18 protein-coding genes are annotated in these 19,245 nt (G+C 70.3%); 9 read left to right on the top strand and 9 right to left on the bottom strand.

Annotation, left to right across the window (positions count from 1 at the left end; all coding sequences use genetic code 11):
- Window positions 1-80 precede the first annotated feature (80 nt).
- From ABZ818_RS30305 to ABZ818_RS30330, 6 genes are all read right to left on the bottom strand, one after another.
- Window positions 81-815: an LAETG motif-containing sortase-dependent surface protein gene (locus ABZ818_RS30305; RefSeq protein ID WP_361421502.1), complete on the bottom strand. Its 735-nt coding sequence runs from the start codon at window positions 813-815 to the stop codon at window positions 81-83.
- Window positions 816-1,064: 249 nt separating this feature from the next.
- A complete protein-coding gene (locus tag ABZ818_RS30310) occupies window positions 1,065-1,472 on the bottom strand; it encodes a VOC family protein (RefSeq protein WP_361421505.1) in 408 nt (135 codons plus the stop codon).
- A gap of 124 nt (window positions 1,473-1,596) precedes the next feature.
- The gene (locus tag ABZ818_RS30315) at window positions 1,597-3,087 is read right to left on the bottom strand and encodes a hypothetical protein (RefSeq protein WP_361421507.1); all 1,491 of its coding nucleotides are present in this window, start codon (window positions 3,085-3,087) and stop codon (window positions 1,597-1,599) included.
- Window positions 3,069-3,812 carry an ATP-binding cassette domain-containing protein gene (locus tag ABZ818_RS30320; protein WP_361421510.1) on the bottom strand — a complete coding sequence of 248 codons (744 nt, stop codon included), beginning with the start codon at window positions 3,810-3,812 and terminating at the stop codon, window positions 3,069-3,071. The genes ABZ818_RS30315 and ABZ818_RS30320 overlap by 19 nt, the downstream gene beginning before the upstream one ends.
- A gap of 256 nt (window positions 3,813-4,068) precedes the next feature.
- A complete protein-coding gene (locus tag ABZ818_RS30325) occupies window positions 4,069-5,448 on the bottom strand; it encodes an aspartate aminotransferase family protein (protein ID WP_225079348.1) in 1,380 nt (459 codons plus the stop codon).
- Entirely contained in the window at window positions 5,433-5,951 is a 519-nt protein-coding gene (locus tag ABZ818_RS30330; protein WP_141357882.1) for an Lrp/AsnC family transcriptional regulator, read from the bottom strand. The genes ABZ818_RS30325 and ABZ818_RS30330 overlap by 16 nt, the downstream gene beginning before the upstream one ends.
- A gap of 171 nt (window positions 5,952-6,122) precedes the next feature.
- On the opposite strand from ABZ818_RS30330, the gene ABZ818_RS30335 reads away from it, so the two are divergent.
- The 3 genes from ABZ818_RS30335 to ABZ818_RS30345 all read left to right on the top strand — a co-directional run bounded on the left by ABZ818_RS30335 (window position 6,123) and on the right by ABZ818_RS30345 (window position 9,605).
- Window positions 6,123-7,562, top strand: coding sequence for a gamma-aminobutyraldehyde dehydrogenase (locus tag ABZ818_RS30335; protein WP_361421514.1), 1,440 nt, complete (start codon window positions 6,123-6,125; stop codon window positions 7,560-7,562).
- 287 nt (window positions 7,563-7,849) lie between these two features.
- Window positions 7,850-9,040, top strand: a complete 1,191-nt coding sequence (locus ABZ818_RS30340) for an extracellular solute-binding protein (RefSeq protein ID WP_361421517.1) — start codon at window positions 7,850-7,852, stop codon at window positions 9,038-9,040.
- Between the two features lie 13 nt (window positions 9,041-9,053).
- The gene (locus ABZ818_RS30345) at window positions 9,054-9,605 is read left to right on the top strand and encodes an HXXEE domain-containing protein (protein WP_361421520.1); all 552 of its coding nucleotides are present in this window, start codon (window positions 9,054-9,056) and stop codon (window positions 9,603-9,605) included.
- A gap of 271 nt (window positions 9,606-9,876) precedes the next feature.
- Here ABZ818_RS30345 and ABZ818_RS30350 read toward each other — a convergent pair whose 3' ends face one another.
- Window positions 9,877-10,575, bottom strand: coding sequence for a glycerophosphodiester phosphodiesterase (locus ABZ818_RS30350; RefSeq protein WP_361421523.1), 699 nt, complete (start codon window positions 10,573-10,575; stop codon window positions 9,877-9,879).
- Between the two features lie 29 nt (window positions 10,576-10,604).
- Window positions 10,605-11,768 (bottom strand): adenosine deaminase, encoded by a 1,164-nt coding sequence (locus ABZ818_RS30355; RefSeq protein WP_361421526.1) that lies wholly within the window; start codon window positions 11,766-11,768, stop codon window positions 10,605-10,607.
- Window positions 11,769-11,901: 133 nt separating this feature from the next.
- On the opposite strand from ABZ818_RS30355, the gene ABZ818_RS30360 reads away from it, so the two are divergent.
- Window positions 11,902-12,591 (top strand): DUF4190 domain-containing protein, encoded by a 690-nt coding sequence (locus ABZ818_RS30360; protein WP_361421529.1) that lies wholly within the window; start codon window positions 11,902-11,904, stop codon window positions 12,589-12,591.
- 120 nt (window positions 12,592-12,711) lie between these two features.
- Here ABZ818_RS30360 and ABZ818_RS30365 read toward each other — a convergent pair whose 3' ends face one another.
- Entirely contained in the window at window positions 12,712-13,281 is a 570-nt protein-coding gene (locus ABZ818_RS30365; protein ID WP_361421532.1) for an NADAR family protein, read from the bottom strand.
- A gap of 211 nt (window positions 13,282-13,492) precedes the next feature.
- Here ABZ818_RS30365 and ABZ818_RS30370 point away from each other — a divergent pair, with 211 nt between their 5' ends.
- From ABZ818_RS30370 to ABZ818_RS30390, 5 genes are read left to right on the top strand one after another with little or no spacing between them, the layout of a single operon-like run.
- Window positions 13,493-15,028, top strand: coding sequence for a gamma-aminobutyraldehyde dehydrogenase (locus ABZ818_RS30370; RefSeq protein WP_361421535.1), 1,536 nt, complete (start codon window positions 13,493-13,495; stop codon window positions 15,026-15,028).
- Between the two features lie 47 nt (window positions 15,029-15,075).
- Window positions 15,076-16,323 carry a spermidine/putrescine ABC transporter substrate-binding protein gene (locus tag ABZ818_RS30375; protein ID WP_361421538.1) on the top strand — a complete coding sequence of 416 codons (1,248 nt, stop codon included), beginning with the start codon at window positions 15,076-15,078 and terminating at the stop codon, window positions 16,321-16,323.
- On the top strand, window positions 16,320-17,492 hold the full coding sequence (locus tag ABZ818_RS30380) for an ABC transporter ATP-binding protein (protein ID WP_361421540.1): 1,173 nt from the start codon (window positions 16,320-16,322) through the stop codon (window positions 17,490-17,492). Before ABZ818_RS30375 ends, ABZ818_RS30380 begins: the two co-directional genes overlap by 4 nt.
- Complete coding sequence (locus tag ABZ818_RS30385) at window positions 17,492-18,415, top strand: ABC transporter permease (protein ID WP_361421543.1); 924 nt, start codon at window positions 17,492-17,494, stop codon at window positions 18,413-18,415. Before ABZ818_RS30380 ends, ABZ818_RS30385 begins: the two co-directional genes overlap by 1 nt.
- Window positions 18,416-19,216 (top strand): ABC transporter permease, encoded by an 801-nt coding sequence (locus tag ABZ818_RS30390; RefSeq protein WP_361421546.1) that lies wholly within the window; start codon window positions 18,416-18,418, stop codon window positions 19,214-19,216. It abuts the gene before it with no gap.
- Window positions 19,217-19,245 lie beyond the last annotated feature (29 nt).

Raw genomic sequence — 19,245 nt, forward strand, 5'->3', positions numbered from 1 at the left:
GCGCGGGCGACCTTCGAGTGAACGACCGTGGCCCGCCCCCGAGTTCGGGGGCAGGCCACGGGTGGTGCGCTGGTGGGGCGTCAGCTGTTGCTGTTCGCTCCACGGCGGCGCATGCCGAAGAAGACCGCGCCACCGCCGACGACGACCAGGGCGGCCGCGATGCCGGCGATCATGCCGGTGTTGGAGTCGGCACCGGTCTCGGCCAGGTTGGAGTCACCGACGGCGGGCGACGGAGCGTTGTTCTCGGCGCCGGCGGGAGCGGTGGTGCTCTCCGAGGCGGACGCGGTCGGGGCCGCGGACTCCGACCCCGACTCCGACGGCGACTCCGACTCCGACTCCGTTGCCGACGGGGCCGGCGTCTCGGGGGCGGACGGCGTGGCCGGAGTGCTCGGGGTCTCCGTCTTGCAGGCCGTGGACGGAGTGGTCAGGTTCGGCTTGATGTCCTCGTTGACCAGCTTTCCGTCCTTGCCGGCCTTGACGTGGATGCGGTAGGTGGCGTTCGGCTGCCAGTCCTCGGCGAAGGCGATCGTGGTGCCCTCACGGGAACCCTTCACCGTGAGCTCACCGACCTCACGGGCGTCGGCGCCGTTGTTCTGGAGGAACACGGAGACGACGGCCTCGGTGCGAGAGGGGTCCTTGTCGGTGACGACGATGACGCCCTTCTCGCCGTCGCACTTGGCTTCGGCGGAGAACTCCTTGATGTTGCAGGCGAGCGCGTTGCCCGCGGCGCCGAGAGCGAGAGCGGCGGACGCGGAGGCGACACCGAGGATGCGCACGGTGCGTGCGGTACGACGGGATATGGACAAGATGGCCACTGTGCCCTTCACGGGATGCCCAATTGCGGGGGGTTTAAGGGGTGTTGGGGGCAACGACGAGGTTGAGCTCCCAGTAACCCCAGGAGGCTCAGATTTATAAGCGCTCCGACGGGAGTGTCAATCCGTCAGCCTCCCAACGGCGTTGACTTTACCTCATTATTAACTACGCAAATGTTTCAACGTGTTGGCATGAGTCTGGGCGGGTGCCCACGCACCCGCCCAGATCGCTCCTGGCCTCCCCCCGTGGGCTCAGCCCTGCACCGCCGCCGGGTCCATCCACATGACCTCCCAGGTGTGGCCGTCGAGGTCGTCGAAGGAGCGGCCGTACATGAAGCCCTGGTCCTGGGCCTCGTCGGTTGCGGTGCCGCCGGCCGCGACCGCCTTCCGCACCAGTTCGTCGACCTTCTCGCGGCTCTCCGCGCTCAGGCAGATCAGCACCTCGCTGGACTTCGTCGAGTCCGCGATCTCCTTCTTGGTGAAGGTGGCGTAGTGCTGCTTGCTGAGCAGCATCGCGATGATCGTGTCGCTGATGACGACGCAGGTGCATTCGTCGGTGGAGAACTGGGGGTTGATGGTGTAGCCGAGATCGGTGAAGAACTTCCTGGACGCGGCCACGTCGTTCGTCGCCAGGTTCACGAAGATCATCTGCTGGTACATGGCGGGGTCTCTCCCATCGCGGTTCGTTGCCGTTCACAGGGGTAGACCCGGGGTCCGCGCGGAACTCATCGGCGGCCCCGGGATTTCTTTGACACGTCTTCTGCGGGGTCGGCCGGCCGGTGGCTCAGGGGACCAGCGGCAGGGCGGCGAGATCGGCGACCACCAGGGTCAACGGGACGAACAGGGCCAGCAGGGCGCCGCAGCGCAGGAGGGCGGCGGAGCGCAGCATCGTGGCCGGCGCGCCGAGCCGCAGCAACGCGGCGATGGCGTCGGCACGGGACTGCCTCGCCTCGACGGCGGCGATCAACAGGGTGGCCACGGCGCAGCCGGCGACGAGCAGCGTGCCCAGTGTCGTCAGCGGGCCGAGCGCCCGGGCGGTGCCGTCGTAGGCCGCGATCATGGCGTACGTCCCCGACGCCACCGCGCAGACCACGCCCAGCGGGCGGCCGACGCGGCCCGCCTCCTCCATCAGGACGCGCCCGGCCAGGAGGCGCAGGGCGCCCGGGCGCGCGGACTGGAGCACACGGCCGCACAGGTGGGTGAGCCCGGGGCCGGCCAGGGCGAGGCCGAGGGCGGTCATCAGCCAGCCGATGAGGACCGGGGCGGAGCCGGCCGCAAGGCCGCCGGGGAGGGCCGGACCGGGGGCGGCGCCGGGTGTGGTGGACCGTCCGGCGTACGCCTCCACGGTCAGGCCGGCGGCGAGTACGGCGATGCCCCAGGGGAGCCCGGTGGGCGGTTGCCGCGGGGCCGGGGGCCGGTGGGGATCCGGGTCGTCGTGCGCGGGTTCGTGACCGGCGTCCTCCGGGTCGCCGGACAGGGCGTCCCCGGTCGGATCGGCGCCGGACAGGTCGGCCCTGGGCGGGTCGTCCCCGGTCAGGGCGTCCTCGGTCCGCGCCGTGCCGTCGGCCGTGTCCTGGGGCCGGACCGCGCATGCCGCAGCCGACCGGCCCCCTGCCGCCGATCGGCTCTGTCGCCCGGCGGTCCCGTCGCCGAGGCGTGCCCCGAACCGGCCGTACGCCCCGAACGTCTCCCGCGTACCGGTGCGCCGGTACGCCCCGAAGCGGCCGTACTTCCGGCCGGTGTTCCGGGCCGCCGTGGGCCGCGACTCCCGGGGGCACAGCACCAGCGCGACCGCCACCGAGGCGAGGACGGGGACGACGGCCAGCAGCGTCAGCACCGCCGGCACCGGCAGCGGCTCCCCGGCCGCCAGGAACGCGGGTGCCGCGCCGTCGAACGGCAGTTCCGTACCGTCGCCGCGCAGGTACATGAAGAGCAGCAGCGCGAGCAGCGAGCCGAGTCCGCAGGCCAGGGCGGTCGTGGCCGCCGAGACGGCCATCAGGCGGCCCGGACCGAGGCCGAGCGCCGACAGGCCCGGCCGGGGACGGGTCCCCGGGTCGGTGCGGGCCACCGCGACCGCCAGGTACACCGTCGCCGCCAGGGGCAGCACGCACCAGGACAGCCGCAGGGCCGCCGCGGCAGAGTGCTCCGGGTGGCCGAGCGCGTAGCCGAGGCTGGACAGCAGCAGGAAGCTCGTGCCCGCCGACGCGGCCGCGACTGTCACGCGGCGCAGCTGGACGCCCGGGCGGGCGACGCGGATCAGACGGAGAGCGAGCACGCGGCCCGGCCTTCCGCGGTGTCGCCGACCGGGGGCAGGTGCACGGTCTTCACGCACCGCCCGTCGAGCATCGCCACCGTCCGGTCCGCGAAGGCCGCGGTCCCCGGGTCGTGGGTGGCGAGCACGACCGTGATGCCGTGCGAGCGGGCGGCGGTGGTGAGCGTGCGCAGCACGTGGGCGCGGTCGGCGCGGTGCAGCGGGGCCGTCGGCTCGTCGGCGAACAGCACCGTGGGGGAGGGGGCGAGCGCGCGGGCGATGCAGACGCGCTGCCGCTCGGCCTGGCGCAGCCGGTGCGGGCGCATACGGGCCAGGTCGCCGATGTCGAGGCGCTCCAGCCACTCCAGGGCGGCCACCTTGGCCCGCCGCCGGCTCGTGCCGCGCAGCATCAGGGGCAGGGCCGTGTTCTCCCAGACGTTCAGCTCCGGTACGAGCGCGGGCGCGGGGTCGACCCAGCCGAACCGGTCGCGGCGCAGCCGCTCACGGGCCAGCGGGCCCAGGGTGTGCACCGGGACGCTGTTGAACCAGACCTCGCCGTGCCGCACCCGCGTCAAGCCGGACAGGCACCGCAGCAGGGTCGTCTTGCCGCTGCCGCTCGGCCCGCTCACGGCGAGGATCTCGCCCTGCGCGACACCGAGGGAGACACCGCCGAGGGCGGGCGAGCCGTCGTCGTGGGTGTAGTGCAGGGCCCGCGCCCAGAGCACCTCGTTGTCGGGTGGGACGTCCATGGGCGTACACCTCGGTTCTCATCGGGAATTCCGTGCCGTGTCCCCCGTACGGGCGAACGAGTGTGAAGACCTCGGGTCACGGAGCCGGTCCGACGCAGAGTGACGCGTCAAGGGCACGCTAGGCAGCCCCTGGGGAGAGCCCGGACAGCACACGGCCCCGGGCCGCCGTTTCTCACTCGAACGGACGGCACCGGGGCCGGTGTTGATCATCTGATCGCAGGTGTGCGCCTTTCGCGCGGCGGTCGGGCCGCCGCGGTCACAGCTTGGTCCACGCCTCCGACAGGGTCGCGCGCAGGATCTGCTCGATCTCGTCGAAGGTCTCCTGGTTGGAGATCAGCGGCGGGGCGAGCTGGACGACCGGGTCGCCGCGGTCGTCGGCACGGCAGTACAGGCCGTTGTCGTACAGCGCCTTGGACAGGAAGCCGTACAGGACCCGCTCGGTCTCCTCGTCGTTGAAGGACTCCTTGGTGTTCTTGTCCTTCACCAGCTCGATGCCGTAGAAGAAGCCGTTGCCGCGGACGTCGCCGACGATCGGCAGGTCGTGCAGCTTCTCCAGGGTGGAGAGGAAGGCGCCCTCGTTGTCCAGCACGTGCTGGGTGAGGTTCTCGCGCTCGAACAGGTCGAGGTTGGCCAGGCCCACCGCAGCCGAGACCGGGTGGCCGCCGAAGGTGTAGCCGTGCAGGAAGGTGTTGTCGCCCTTGTAGAACGGCTCGGCCAGGCGGTCGGAGATGATGCACGCGCCGATCGGGGAGTAGCCCGAGGTCATGCCCTTGGCGCAGGTGATCATGTCCGGCACGTAGCCGAACTTGTCACAGGCGAACATGGTGCCCAGGCGGCCGAAGGCGCAGATGACCTCGTCGGAGACGAGCAGCACGTCGTACTGGTCGCAGATCTCGCGCACCCGCTGGAAGTATCCGGGCGGCGGCGGGAAGCAGCCGCCGGCGTTCTGCACCGGCTCCAGGAAGACCGCGGCGACCGTGTCCGGGCCCTCGAAGAGGATCTGCTGCTCGATCTGGTCGGCGGCCCAGCGGCCGAAGGCCTCCGGGTCGTCGCCGAAGATCGGGGCGCGGTAGATGTTGGTGTTCGGGACCTTGTGCGCGCCCGGCACCAGCGGCTCGAACGGCGCCTTCAGACCCGGCAGGCCGGTGATGGACAGGGCGCCCTGCGGGGTGCCGTGGTAGGCGACCGCGCGGGATATGACCTTGTGCTTGGTGGGCTTGCCGGTCAGCTTGAAGTACTGCTTGGCGAGCTTCCAGGCGGTCTCGACGGCCTCGCCGCCGCCGGTGGTGAAGAAGACCTTGTTCAGGTCGCCCGGCGCGTAGTCCGCCAGGCGCTCGGCCAGCTCGACGGCCTTGGGGTGGGCGTAGGACCAGACGGGGAAGAACGCCAGCTCCTGCGCCTGCTTGAACGCGGTCTCGGCCAGCTCCGTGCGGCCGTGACCGGCCTGGACCACGAACAGACCCGCGAGACCGTCGAGGTAGCGCTTGCCCTTGTCGTCGTAGATGTAGGTGCCCTCGCCGCGCACGATCGTCGGCACGGGGGCGTTCTCGTACGAGGACATGCGGGTGAAGTGCATCCACAGGTGATCGTACGCGGTACGGCTGAGGTCCTTGCTCACGGTTATCGGGTTCCCCACATGTAGGTCTGCTTCTTGAGCTTGAGGTAGACGAAGCTCTCGGTGGAGCGCACGCCGGGCAGTGCCCGGATGCGTTTGTTGATGACGTCCAGCAGCTGGTCGTCGTCCTCGCAGACGATCTCGGCGAGGATGTCGAACGAGCCCGCGGTCATCACCACGTACTCGACTTCCGACATGCCGGTCAGCGCGTCGGCCACGGACTCCGTGTCGCCCTCGACGTTGATCCCGACCATCGCCTGCCGGCGGAAGCCCACGGTGAGCGGGTCGGTGACGGCGACGATCTGCATCACGCCCTGGTCGAGCAGCTTCTGGACGCGCTGGCGCACGGCTGCCTCGGACAGGCCGACGGCCTTGCCGATGGCGGCGTACGGACGGCGGCCGTCCTCCTGCAACTGCTCGATGATGGCGAGGGAGACGGCGTCCAGGTGCGGGCTGCTCCCGTTCCTGGACTCGCGGGAGTCCCTCTGTTCTGCGCTTCGACTGGGCACGACCTCACTGTGCACGACGTATCGACAGTTCCGCAAGGCCGGTGCAATGAAATTCGTTGTTTGCGAGACCGAGACGTGCGGATTTCGCAGAACTCGCCAGGGCGGGGGTGTTGAAAACGTGGCACCCCGGACTAGGGTGGGTGCCTCAGCGATGGGACATCTCGAACAGGACCAGGAGGGCCGGCAGTGAGCACCGAGCTGCGTCGTCTGCGCAACTACATCGACGGTGAGTTCCGGGACGCCGCCGACGGACGGACCACTGAGGTGGTCAACCCCGTGACGGGCGAGGCGTACGCGACCGCGCCGCTTTCCGGGCAGGCGGACGTGGACGCCGCCATGGCGGCCGCGGCCGCGGCCTTCCCGGGCTGGCGCGACACCACCCCGGCGGAGCGCCAGAAGGCCCTGCTGAAGATCGCGGACGCCTTCGAGGAGCGCGCCGAGGAACTGATCGCGGCGGAGGTGGAGAACACGGGCAAGCCGATCGGGCTGACCCGCTCCGAGGAGATCCCGCCGATGGTCGACCAGATCCGCTTCTTCGCGGGTGCGGCCCGGATGCTCGAAGGCCGCTCGGCCGGCGAGTACATGGAGGGGCTGACCTCGATCGTCCGCCGCGAGCCGATCGGCGTCTGCGCGCAGGTCGCGCCGTGGAACTACCCGATGATGATGGCGGTGTGGAAGTTCGCCCCGGCGCTCGCCGCGGGCAACACGGTCGTCCTGAAGCCGTCGGACACCACCCCCGCCTCCACGGTCCTGATCGCCGACATCATCGGCTCGGTCCTGCCCAAGGGCGTCTTCAACGTCATCTGCGGCGACCGCGACACCGGCCGTCTGATGGTGGAGCACTCGACCCCCGCGATGGCCTCCATCACCGGTTCCGTGCGCGCCGGCATGTCGGTCGCCGAGTCGGCCTCCAAGGACCTCAAGCGGGTCCACCTGGAACTGGGCGGCAAGGCCCCGGTCGTGGTCTTCGAGGACACCGACATCGACAAGGCCGTCGAGGACATCTCGGTCGCCGGCTTCTTCAACGCCGGCCAGGACTGCACGGCCGCCACCCGCGTCCTCGTCCACGAGTCCATCCACGACGCGTTCGTCTCCGCGCTCGCCAAGGCCGCGGCCGAGACCAAGACCGGGCAGCCGGACGACGAGGACGTCCTGTTCGGCCCGCTGAACAACCCCAACCAGCTCAAGCAGGTGGCCGGCTTCATCGAGCGGCTGCCCGCCCACGCCAAGGTCGAGGCCGGCGGCCACCAGGTTGGCGACAAGGGCTACTTCTATGCCCCGACCGTCGTCTCGGGCCTGAAGCAGGACGACGAGATCATCCAGAGGGAGGTCTTCGGCCCGGTCATCACCGTGCAGTCCTTCTCGGACGAGGACCAGGCCGTCGAGTGGGCCAACGGCGTCGAGTACGCGCTGGCCTCCTCGGTGTGGACCAAGGACCACTCCCGCGCCATGCGGATGTCCAAGAAGCTCGACTTCGGCTGCGTGTGGATCAACACCCACATCCCGCTGGTGGCCGAGATGCCGCACGGCGGCTTCAAGAAGTCCGGCTACGGCAAGGACCTGTCGGCGTACGGCTTCGAGGACTACACGCGGATCAAGCACGTCATGACGTCGCTCGACGCGTGACGCCGACCGCGTGTCACTGACCGCGTGTCACTGAGCACGTGGCACTGACCACGTGACGCGCTGAGCGCGTGGCTCGCCCGCTCGCGGCCCCGGACGGAGGACGGACCGTCCGGGGCCGCGGTGTGTCCGCGGCCGGGCAGTGGTCGACAAGGCGCGTCCGCGGCCGGGCAGTGGCTGACCTGGTGTGTCCGTGGCCGGGCAGTGATCGACAAGGTGTCGGCTCCCTCCCGGGGTGCTCGACGCTGCGTCCATTGTCCGGCCGTGGACACGCGCGGCATCCTGGGCCGGTGCCCAAGACTCCGAAGACGCCCCCGCTCTCCCGCCGCTCCCTGCTGCGCGCCCTGGGCGGCACGGCCGCGCTCGGTGCGCTCGCCGGCTGCGGGGTGCCTGCCGCCTACGTCCAACCCGGTGACCGCGCCATCCCGGACGCCTCCGCCACCGATCACCGGCTGACCTGGGCGAACTGGCCGCTCTACATCGACACCGACGACAAGAACCCGAACAAGCGGCCCACTCTCGAGGCCTTCGAGAAGCACACGGGCGTCGCCGTCGACTACGTCGAGGAGATCAACGACAACGACGAGTTCTTCGGCAAGATCAGCCCGTCCCTGATGAACCATCAGGATCCGGGCCGCGATCTCATCGTGATCAGCGACTGGTTGTGCGCGCGGTTCGTCCGGCTCGGCTGGGTGCAGGAGATGGACCGCGCCCGTCAGCCGCGGGTGGCCCATTACCTCGACCCGCTGCTGCGCGACCCCGCCTTCGACCCGGGGCGCAAGTTCACGATGCCGTACCAGTCGGGCATCACCGGCATCGCCTACAACCGCCGCAAGCTCGGCCGCGAGATACGCCAGATCTCCGACCTGTGGGCGAGCGACCTCAAGGGCCGGGTCACCCTGTTGTCCGGCCTGGACGAGGCGTTCGCACTGCTGATGCAGGCCAACGGCGTGGACATCACCAAGTGGAAGACCCGCGACTTCGACAAGGTCTGCGACCAGGTCGAGCGGCAGGTCCGCAAGGGCCACATCCGCCGCTTCACCGGAAACGACTACACCAAGGACCTGGTCAGCGGGGACGTCCTGGCCTGCCAGGCCTACTCGGGCGATGTGATCCAGCTCCAGGCGGACAACCCCGACATCCGCTTCGTCGTGCCCGAGGAGGGCGCCGAACTGTGGTCGGACTCCTGGATGATCCCCAACCGGGCCGGCCACAAGAGCAACGCGGAACGCCTGATCGACTACTACTACGACCCCGAGGTGGCCGCGGAGCTCGCCACCTGGGTCAACTACGTCTGCCCCGTCCCGGCGGCGCAGGCGGTGCTCGCCGACTCCAAGAACCAGGACACCGCCGAACTCGCCGACAACCCGCTGATCTTCCCCGACGCCACCATGCGCGAGCGCCTCGCCATCGCCCGGGACATGTCCTCCGAGGAGCGCGTGGAGTTCGCCAAGCGCTGGAACGCCATCGTGGGCCTTTAGCAGACTCACCGGCGTGACACACACCCCGAGCGACCAACAGGTAGGCAGCGCCGTCACGTTGGGGCTGCTGGCGGCCTGGGCCCTTCACGACGTGGAGGAGTTGGCCACCGTGCCGGGCTGGCAGCGGCGCAACGTGCCGGTACTGCGGGAGCGCTTTCCGGGGGTGCCGGAGGCGGTGTGGCGGCGCCTCGGATCCGTGGACGCGCGTGAATTCGCGGTTGCCGTGGGGATGATGGGCGCGATCGTCGCCGCCGCGTCCGCCGCGGGCCGGGCGACCGGCGGCCGTTCCGACTTCTACCAGACGGCGCTGAACGCCTTCGGGCTGCACGGCCTGGTCCACCTGGCCCAGGCCGTGGCGGTGCGCGGGTACACCCCCGGCTCCGCGAGCTCGCCCGTCCTGGTGGTCCCCTTCACCCTCTGGGCCCGCGCCCGTCTGCGCCGCGCCGGTGTCCTGCGCCCCACGCGTCCCCGTGACCTGGTCCTCGGCCTGGGCCTCGCGGGCGCGGCCACGGTGGCATCGCACGCGGCGGCCCGCCGGCTGCTGGGCGGGCGGTCCGCTACCTGAGTGCCGCCGGCGCGATGCGTTCGGCCACCGGGTTCATCGACTCGCCTTTTACGTCGGGGAGTTGACCGAGTGGACGAGGATGCGGCTCAGGCGGCGGTCGGAGGCGTGGCGCGTGCGTGCATCGGATGCTTCCGGAGGGTGCTCGGCGGGCTGGTGCCGAACATCCTTCAGGCGGGCGGCGTCCGGCGGATCGTTGCCGGGGAGGGCACCCGGCCCCGAGGCGCCCCGGAGCAAGTGCCAGACCGTACCGGGGCGTTGTCGGGGTGGTCCCCTACGGTGCCGCGGTCTGCGCGGTGCGCAGGGTGTGCAGCAGGTCGACGCGGTTGGTCGTGATGGAGTCGGCGCCGAGGTCGAGGAGGCGGCGCAGGGAGCGGCGGGTGTCGGGGGTCCAGACGGACAGCAGGTAGCCGCCGCGGTGGACGCGGGCGGCGAGGTCCCGGTCCACCAGGGTGAACCGGTAGTTCAGCCACCGGGGCCGCACCGCGTCCAGCAGCCCGGCCCGCGGGGGCGCCAGGCTCGTCCAGGTCAGCGCGATCTCGGCGGCCGGGTCGGCGGCGCGCACCGCGAGCATGGCCTCGGCGCCCGCGCAGTAGTACACGCGGTCCCGTGCCCCGCACGCGTCGACCACGTCGACGATCCGCCGCACGGCCCGCGGGTGGGCCGGGCCCGGCAGGTCGATCATCACCCGGCCGGTGTCCGTCGCGGTGAGCGCGTCCTCCAGCGTGGGCACCCGGCCGTCCGTCACGTCGCGCAGCTCTGCCGCGGACAGCGCGTGCAGCGGCCTGTCGTGGGCCCACAGCCGCTTCAGCGACTCGTCGTGCAGCAGCACCGGAACACCGTCCCGGGTCAGCCGTACGTCGATCTCGACCGCGTCCGCGCCTTGGCCGAACGCGGAGCGCAGTGAGTCGACGGTGTTCTCGCGGAAGCGGTAGGGGTCGCCGCGGTGCGCCACGGCGGTCACGGTCTGCATGGGCCCCATTGTGTCCCGCCGTGTCCCGCTCAGGGCGCGAGCCACCGCGCGGTGTAGGCGTCGATCTCCTCCACGACGCGCGCCTTGCCGGCCGCGTCAAGGAAGGAGGCGTCCACCGCGTTCTTGGCCAGCTCGGCCAGGCCCCGCTCGTCGAGGTCGAGCAGCCGGCCGGCCACGGCGTACTCGTTGTTGAGGTCGGTGCCGAACATGGGCGGGTCGTCGGAGTTGACCGTGACGAGGACCCCGGCGCGGACGAACTCCTTGATGGGGTGCTCATCCATGGTGCGCACGGCCCGGGTGGCGATGTTGGAGGTCGGGCAGACCTCCAGCGGGATGCGGTGCTCGGCGAGGTGGGCGAGCAGCTTCGGGTCCAGGGCGGAGCTGGTGCCGTGGCCGATGCGCTCGGCGCGCAGCTCGGTGAGCGCGTCCCACACCGTCTCGGGCCCGGTGGTCTCGCCCGCGTGCGGGACGGAGCGCAGCCCGGCGGCGATCGCCCGGTCGAAGTAGGGCTTGAACTGGTGCCGCGGTACGCCGATCTCGGGCCCGCCGAGCCCGAACGACACCAGGCCCTCGGGGCGCAGCCGGTCGTCGGTGGCGAGCCGGATCGTCTCCTCTGCCGACTCGAGACCCGCCTCACCGGGGATGTCGAAGCACCAGCGCAGTACGGTCCCGAACTCGGCCTGGGCCGCCTTGCGGGCGTCCTCGATCGCGTCCGTGAAGGCGCGCTCGTCGATGCCCCGCCGGGTGGAGGAGAACGGCGTGATGGTGAGCTCCGCGTAGCGCACCTGCTGCCGGGCCAGGTCGCGGGCCACCTCGTAGGTCAGCAGCCGGACGTCCTCCGGGGTGCGGATCAGGTCCACGACGGACAGGTACACCTCGATGAAGTGGGCGAAGTCCGTGAAGGTGAAGTAGTCGGCCAGGGCCTCGGGGTCGGTGGGCACCTTGGAGTCGGGGTGGCGGGCGGCCAGCTCGGAGACGATCCGGGGGGAGGCGGAGCCGACGTGGTGCACGTGCAGTTCGGCCTTGGGCAGGCCGGCGATGAAGGCGTGCCGGTCACGCGGCGCGTGCGGGTCGAGCAGTGCGTGCGGGTCACGGGGTGCGTGCTGGTCGGTCAACGGGTCCCTCCCCGGGAAGGGCGCCGCGGGCCCTGCGGGCGCGGCGCGGGTGATCGGCTGATCGGTGAGCACGGTCATCGTAGGCGCATGCCTCGACGTGACCGCGGGCCGCGTTCCTGACCGGGGGCGGGGCTGCCCGGTGCCCGGCGGTCCGCCCGCGCCGACGAGGCCTTAGCATGGCGGGGCGATCGATCGAGGGGGAGACGGCCAGATGACGGACGGAACGCAGGCCGGCGGGGGCGCGGGAGCCGAGGATCCATGGGCGCCGCCCGGCAGCAGGCCTTCTCTGGAGAAGGACACGTCCGCTCCGGCGCCGTCCCCCGGGCCCGAGCAGCCGCCCGGCTTCACCCCGCCGTCCGTGCATGACCAGGCGACGATGGCCTCGATGCCGGCGGCCGGCTTCCCGCCGCCCGCCTTCGGCGCCCCCACCGCGGACTCCGCCGTGCCGCCGCCGCCCGTCGCTCCCACCGGTCCGGGCATACCCACCAGTCCCGTACCCGGCGGGTACGGCTACCCCGGCTATCCGGGAGCGGGCCAGGGCTGGCCCGGCATGCCGATGCCCCCGGAGAACGGGATGGGCACCGCCGCGATGGTGCTCGGGATCCTGTCCTGCAGCATGTTCTGCTTCTACGGCGTCTTCGGGGTGGTGCTCGGCGTCCTCGCCGTCATCTTCGGCATCAAGGGCCGCCGGAAGGCCGAACGCGGCGAGGCCAACAACCGCGGCCAGGCCCAGGCCGGCCTGATCACGGGAATCATCGGCATCGTCCTCGGTCTCGCTGTGATGGCCCTACTGATCGTCGGCTTGTTCTACGCCAGCACCGTCGAGGGTTCCTCGACGTCCTACGACGAGGGCCTCGGCCGCACCCCCCTGCCGGCCGTGGCGGTCCTGGCCGAGCGCTGACCCCTGAGCGGCCGTGGCCTTCCTGGCCGAACGCTGCCCCCGGCCCCGGGCCGGCCGTGACCGTCCTGGCCGACCTCTGACCCTGACCGGCCCGCCCTCCGCGCGGGCCGGTCGCAGCAACTAGCGCACCCGCGTACCGGCCCGCAGCCGCTCGCGCGCCTCCATCAGCGCGAAGCCCAGCAGGTTCGGCCCCCGCCAGCGCTCCGGATCGGCCGCCGCCTCGTCGCCGGCGGCCAGTCCGATGCCCCATATGCGGTCCACCGGGCTGGCCTCCACCAGCACACGCTCGCCCGTGGCCAGCAGGAACTCCCGCAGCGCGGGGTGGGCGGCGAACTTGTGGACGCCGCCCTCCACCACGATCCGGAACCGCTCCCGCTCCCACACGTCCTCGTCGAAGCCGCGCACGAGCCGCCCCGCGTTCTTGGCCTCCGCCGGATGCCGCGCGGCCAGCACCCGCCGCTCCGCCTCCGCGTCCCCGAACAGCCGCGCCTTGCCGGCCATCATCCAGTGCTCCGCGGTCGCGTACGGCACCGCGTCCACCGTGAACGGCGACGGCCACCACTGACTCAGACAGCTCGGGCCGACCCGGCCGTCCGGGCGCGGCCGATGCCCCCAGAAGTAGAGGTACCGCACTCGGGTCCCCGCGCGGACCTCCCTGGTCAGAGCCTGCCAGGAGTCGATGTTCCCCATGCACGCGAGTGTGGCACGCACCACTGACACACCGTCCTGCCTTTTCCGTGCCCACTCGACACCTGGTCGACAGATTCCGTCGCGTAACCAAAAGGCAACAACGGAATCACTTGTTGGAGTCCCAGGGCTCTGTCAGGATCGGCACTCAAATCGAGCTGGAGCTACGCCACCCGCCCTCGGTGACCGAGGGACTACGGCGGAGGAGAGCGACATGCACAACCCGGGCACCGTCACCCCGGACCGATTCCCGGCGCAGGACCGTTTCGCCGAGGGCGCGCAGTACATCGCCGGAAGGCTGACCAAGGGCACGTCGGGCCGCAGTCACGCGGTCGTCGACCCCGCCACCGGCGAGGAGGTCTACACGTACGAACTGGCCGGCCCCGAGGACGTCGACGCCGCGGTGGCCGCCGCGCGTGAGGCGTTCCCCGGCTGGGCGGGCGCCACTCCCGGCGACCGTTCGGACGCGCTGCACCGCTTCGCGGCCGTGCTCGCCGACCGGGCGGAGGACTTCGCCCGCGCCGAGTCCCTCCAGTGCGGCAAGCCGCTGAAGCTGACCCGAGAGTTCGACGTGCCGGGCACGATCGACAACGCGGCCTTCTTCGCGGGCGCCGCCCGGCATCTCCAGGGCCAGTCGGCCGGCGAGTTCTCAGGTGACCACACGTCCTACGTCCGCCGCGAGCCCATCGGGGTCGTCGGCTCCATCGCGCCCTGGAACTACCCCCTCCAGATGGCCGCCTGGAAGATCCTCCCGGCCGTCGCGGCGGGCAACACCATCGTGCTCAAGCCGGCCGAGCTGACCCCGCTGACCTCGCTGATGTTCGCCCAGGCCGCCACCGACGCGGGCATCCCGGACGGCGTGATCAACATCGTCACCGGCACCGGCAAGGTGGCCGGCGAGCACCTGATCGGTCACCCGGACGTGGTCATGACGTCCTTCACCGGTTCCACCGCCGTCGGCAAGCGTGTCGCCGAGATCGCCACCGCGACCGTCAAGCGCCTGCACCTGGAGCTCGGCGGCAAGGCGCCCTTCGTGGTCTTCGACGACGCCGATCTGGAAGCCGCCGTCAACGGCGCGGTCGCGGGCGCGCTCATCAACACCGGCCAGGACTGCACGGCCGCCACGCGCGCGTACGTGCAGCGCCCCCTGTACGAGGAGTTCGTCGCCCGGACGGCCGCCCTGATGGAGACCGTCCGGCTGGGCGACCCGTTCTCCCCCGGCACCGACCTCGGCCCGCTGATCTCGCACGTCCACCGCGACCGCGTCGCCGGTTTCGTCGACCGGGCGCGTGCCTACGCGCGCGTGGTCACCGGCGGTGAGGCTCCCCAGGGCGAACTGAAGAACGGGGCGTACTATCGCCCCACCCTCGTCGCGGACGCGGCGCAGGACAGCGAGATCGTCCAGTCGGAGATCTTCGGTCCGGTGCTGGTCGTTCTGCCGTTCGACAGTGATGATGAGGGGATTCGGCTGGCCAACGACACTCCGTACGGTCTGGCGGCCTCGGCGTGGAGCCGGGACGTCTACCGGGCCAACCGCGCGACGCGGGAGATCAAGGCGGGGTGCGTGTGGGTCAACGACCACATTCCGATCATCAGCGAGATGCCGCACGGCGGTTATAAGCAGTCCGGCTTCGGCAAAGACATGTCCTCGTACTCGTTCGAGGAATACACGCAGATCAAGCACGTCATGTTCGACAACACGGCGGTGGCCCGCAAGGACTGGCACCGCACGATCTTCGGGGACCGATAGCAACGACCAGGCCTTGAACCAGGCCTTCCCGAAAGGGCACCACGCGCATGGAGCAGTACGAGCCCGACCGCCTCACCCCGGCCCAGCTGGCCGCCGTGCGGCGCAGCTTCCGCAACGGCAGGGCCTCTTTCAGCCGCCGCTCGATGCTGCGCGCCTCGGCGGGCGGCGCGCTCGCGGTCGGGGGACTCGGGGCGCTGAGCGCCTGCGGGATCCCCCCGGCCGGCCAGGCACAGGGTGGCACCTCCGCGGAGGACCACTCGGCCAAGGAGAAGATCCTGAACTTCTCCAACTGGCCCGTGTACATCGATGTCGACGACAGCGGAAAGAAGCACCCCACGCTCGACACGTTCACCCAGCAGACCGGCATCAAGGTCAAGTACAACGAGGACATCAACGACAACAACGAGTTCTTCGGCAAGGTCAAGCCGGAACTCGCCGCCGGCCAGGACACCGGCCGGGACCTCATCGTCCTCACCGACTGGCTGGCCGCGCGGATGATCCGGCTGGGCTGGGTGGAGAAGCTGGACCCGGCGAACCTGCCGCACGCCTTCGCCAACCTGTCCGAGCAGTTCCGCAGCCCGGACTGGGACCCGGGGCGCGCCTACTCCTATCCGTGGCAGGGTGTCTCGAACGTCATCGCCTACAACAAGAAGGCGCTCGACGGCATCGAGGTGAAGTCGATCTCCGACATGCTGGACAACCCCAAACTCAAAGGCCGGGTCGCCTTCCTGTCGGAGATGCGCGACACCATGGGCATGATGCTCCTCGACATGGGCAAGGACCCGGCGAAGTTCACCGACGACGACTACGACGCCGCGATCGCCCGCCTGCAGAAAGCCGTCGACAAGGGGCAGATACGCCGCTTCACCGGCAACGACTACACGTCCGACCTGACCAAGGGGGACGTCGCCGTGTGCCTCGCCTGGGGTGGTGACATCGTCCAGCTCCAGTCGGACAGCGCCAACGTCGACTACATCATGCCGGAAGCCGGATTCACGACGGCCACCGACAACCTGCTCGTCCCCCGCGGGGCCCGCCACAAGGCGAACGCCGAGCGGTTGATCGACTTCTACTTCCGGCCCCTGCACGCGGCGCAGCTCTGTGCCTACACCGCCTTCATCAGTCCCGTCGACGGCGCGCAAGCGGAGCTGGCCAAGATCGACAAGTCTGCGGCGGAGAACCCGCTGATCATCCCTACCAAGGACATGGTGGCCAGGTCCCATTCCTTCCGCGCCCTGAGCGACAAGGAAGAGGCGGCCTACGAAGCGAAGTTCGCGAAGCTCACAGGGGCGTGACGACAATGATGACGAAAGACAACAGCGGCGACGTCCGCCTCTCCCAGATCGGCAAGCGCTACGGCGCCTTCACCGCCGTGCACCCGCTGGACCTGACCGTCCCGCAGGGGTCCTTCTTCGCCCTGCTCGGCGCCTCCGGCTGCGGCAAGACCACCACCCTGCGCATGATCGCCGGCCTGGAGGAGCCCACGCAGGGCTCCGTCCACCTCGGTGACCAGGACGTGACGCACCTGCCGCCGTACAAGCGCCCGGTGAACACGGTCTTCCAGTCCTACGCCCTCTTCCCGCACCTCGACATCTTCGAGAACGTCGCCTTCGGTCTGCGCCGGCGCGGCATCAAGTCGGTGAAGAAGCAGGTCGAGGAGATGCTCGACCTGGTGCAGCTCGGCGAGCAGGCGCGCAAGAAGCCGCACCAGCTCTCCGGCGGCCAACAGCAGCGCGTCGCGGTCGCCCGCGCGCTGATCAACCACCCCAAGGTGCTCCTGCTTGACGAGCCGCTCGGCGCCCTGGACCTGAAGCTGCGCCGCCAGATGCAGTTGGAGCTCAAGCGCATCCAGACCGAGGTCGGCATCACCTTCATCCACGTCACGCACGACCAGGAGGAGGCCATGACCATGGCCGACACGGTCGCCGTGATGAACGGCGGCCGGGTGGAGCAGCTCGGCTCGCCCACCGACCTCTACGAGAACCCGCAGACCACGTTCGTCGCGAACTTCCTCGGCACCTCCAACCTGATAGAGGCCGAGGTCGACGCCAGGAGCGGCGAGGAGATCGTCCTGAAGGCGGGCGGCGGCAAGCTCACCCTGCCCCAGGCGCGCTGCTCCGCCCCGGCCACGACCGGCGGCAAGGTGCTCGTCGGCGTCCGCCCGGAGAAGATCTCCCTCACTCACGCCGACGACGCGGGTGAGATCCCCGACGGCCGCAACCGCATCACCGGCCGGATCTCCCAGTCGAGTTTCATCGGCGTCTCCACGCAGTACGTGATCGACAGCCCCGTCTGCCCCGAGTTCGAGGTCTACGCGCAGAACATCGACCGCGACGCCCGCCTGGTGTCCGGCGCCGAGGTCGTCCTGCACTGGAACCCGGCCCACACCTTCGGCCTGGACGCGGCGCAGGATATCGACGCGGGCGTCGAGAGCCTCGGGACCGAAGAAGGGGACGCAGCCTGATGGCCGCCGTCACCGAGGCGCCCGCGCCGCCCACCGCCCAGCAGACGAGACCGCCGCGCAGGCGGGGCCGCTTCACGCCGTACTGGCTGCTGCTGCCCGGCATCCTCTGGCTCGTCGTCTTCTTCGCGCTGCCGATGATCTACCAGGCGTCCACGTCCGTGCAGACGGGCTCCCTGGAACAGGGATACAAGGTCACCTGGCACTTCGCGACCTACTGGGACGCGCTGTCCGAGTACTGGCCGCAGTTCGTCCGCTCGGTCCTGTACGCGGCCTCCGCGACGATCATGTGCCTGCTGCTCGGCTACCCCCTGGCGTATCTCATCGCCTTCCGCGCGGGCCGCTGGCGCAACCTGATCATGATCCTGGTGATCGCGCCGTTCTTCACCAGCTTCCTGATCCGCACCCTCGCCTGGAAGACGATCCTCGCCGACGGCGGCCCGGTCGTGGGCGCCCTCAACACACTGCACGTCCTGGACGTCACCAACTGGCTCGGCTGGACCGCGGGCGACCGGGTGCTCGCCACCCCGTTGGCGGTGGTGTGCGGTCTGACGTACAACTTCCTGCCGTTCATGATCCTGCCGCTGTACACCTCGCTGGAGCGCATCGACCCTCGGCTGCACGAGGCGGCGGGCGACCTGTACGCCAGGCCGTTCACCACCTTCCGCAAGGTCACCTTCCCGCTGTCGATGCCGGGCGTGGTCTCCGGCACGCTGCTGACCTTCATCCCGGCGGCCGGCGACTACGTCAACGCGGACCTGCTCGGCTCGACCGACACCCGCATGGTCGGCAACGTCATCCAGACGCAGTTCCTGCGGATCCTGGACTATCCGACGGCGGCGGCCCTGTCCTTCATCCTCATGGCCGCGATCCTCGCCATGATCACCATCTACATCCGCAAGTCCGGCACGGAGGATCTGGTTTAAATGGCCTTCGTCAACTGGCTCAAGCGCCACCTCGTCGTCATCGCCGGACTGCTGACGCTCGGATACCTGCTCCTGCCGAACATCGTCGTCACGGTCTTCTCCTTCAACAAGCCGAAGGGCCGCTTCAACTACCAGTGGCAGGCGTTCTCCACGGACGCCTGGAAGGACCCGTGCGGTGTCGCCGACATGTGCGGATCGCTGTCGCTCAGCCTCCAGATCGCCGTCTGGGCCACGATCGGCGCCACCGCCCTCGGCACGATGATCGCCTTCGCGCTGGTCCGCTACCGCTTCCGCGCGCGGGGCACCGTGAGCTCGCTGATCTTCCTGCCGATGGCGATGCCCGAGGTGGTCATGGCGGCCTCGCTGCTCACCCTGTTCCTCAACATGGGTGCGCAGCTCGGCTTCTGGACCATCCTGATCGCGCACATCATGTTCTGCCTCAGCTTCGTCGTCGTCGCCGTCAAGGCGCGCGTGATGTCGATGGACCCGAGGCTGGAGCAGGCCGCGCAGGACCTGTACGCCGGACCGGTGCAGACCTTCGTCCGGGTCACCCTGCCCATCGCGGCCCCCGGAATCGCCGCGGGCGCGATGCTCGCCTTCGCGCTGTCGTTCGACGACTTCATCATCACGAACTTCAACGCGGGCTCGACCGTGACCTTCCCGATGTTCGTCTGGGGCTCGGCACAGCGCGGCACACCCGTCCAGATCAACGTCATCGGTACGGCCATGTTCGTCATCGCCGTACTGCTCGTCCTGGTCTCCATGGCCATCGGCCGCCGCCGTACCAGGCAGAAGGCATAGCACCCGCCTCACCGCACCAACGAAATTGA

This window comes from Streptomyces sp. NPDC047453 (assembly GCF_040643155.1).
In the GTDB taxonomy this organism is placed as follows: domain Bacteria; phylum Actinomycetota; class Actinomycetes; order Streptomycetales; family Streptomycetaceae; genus Streptomyces.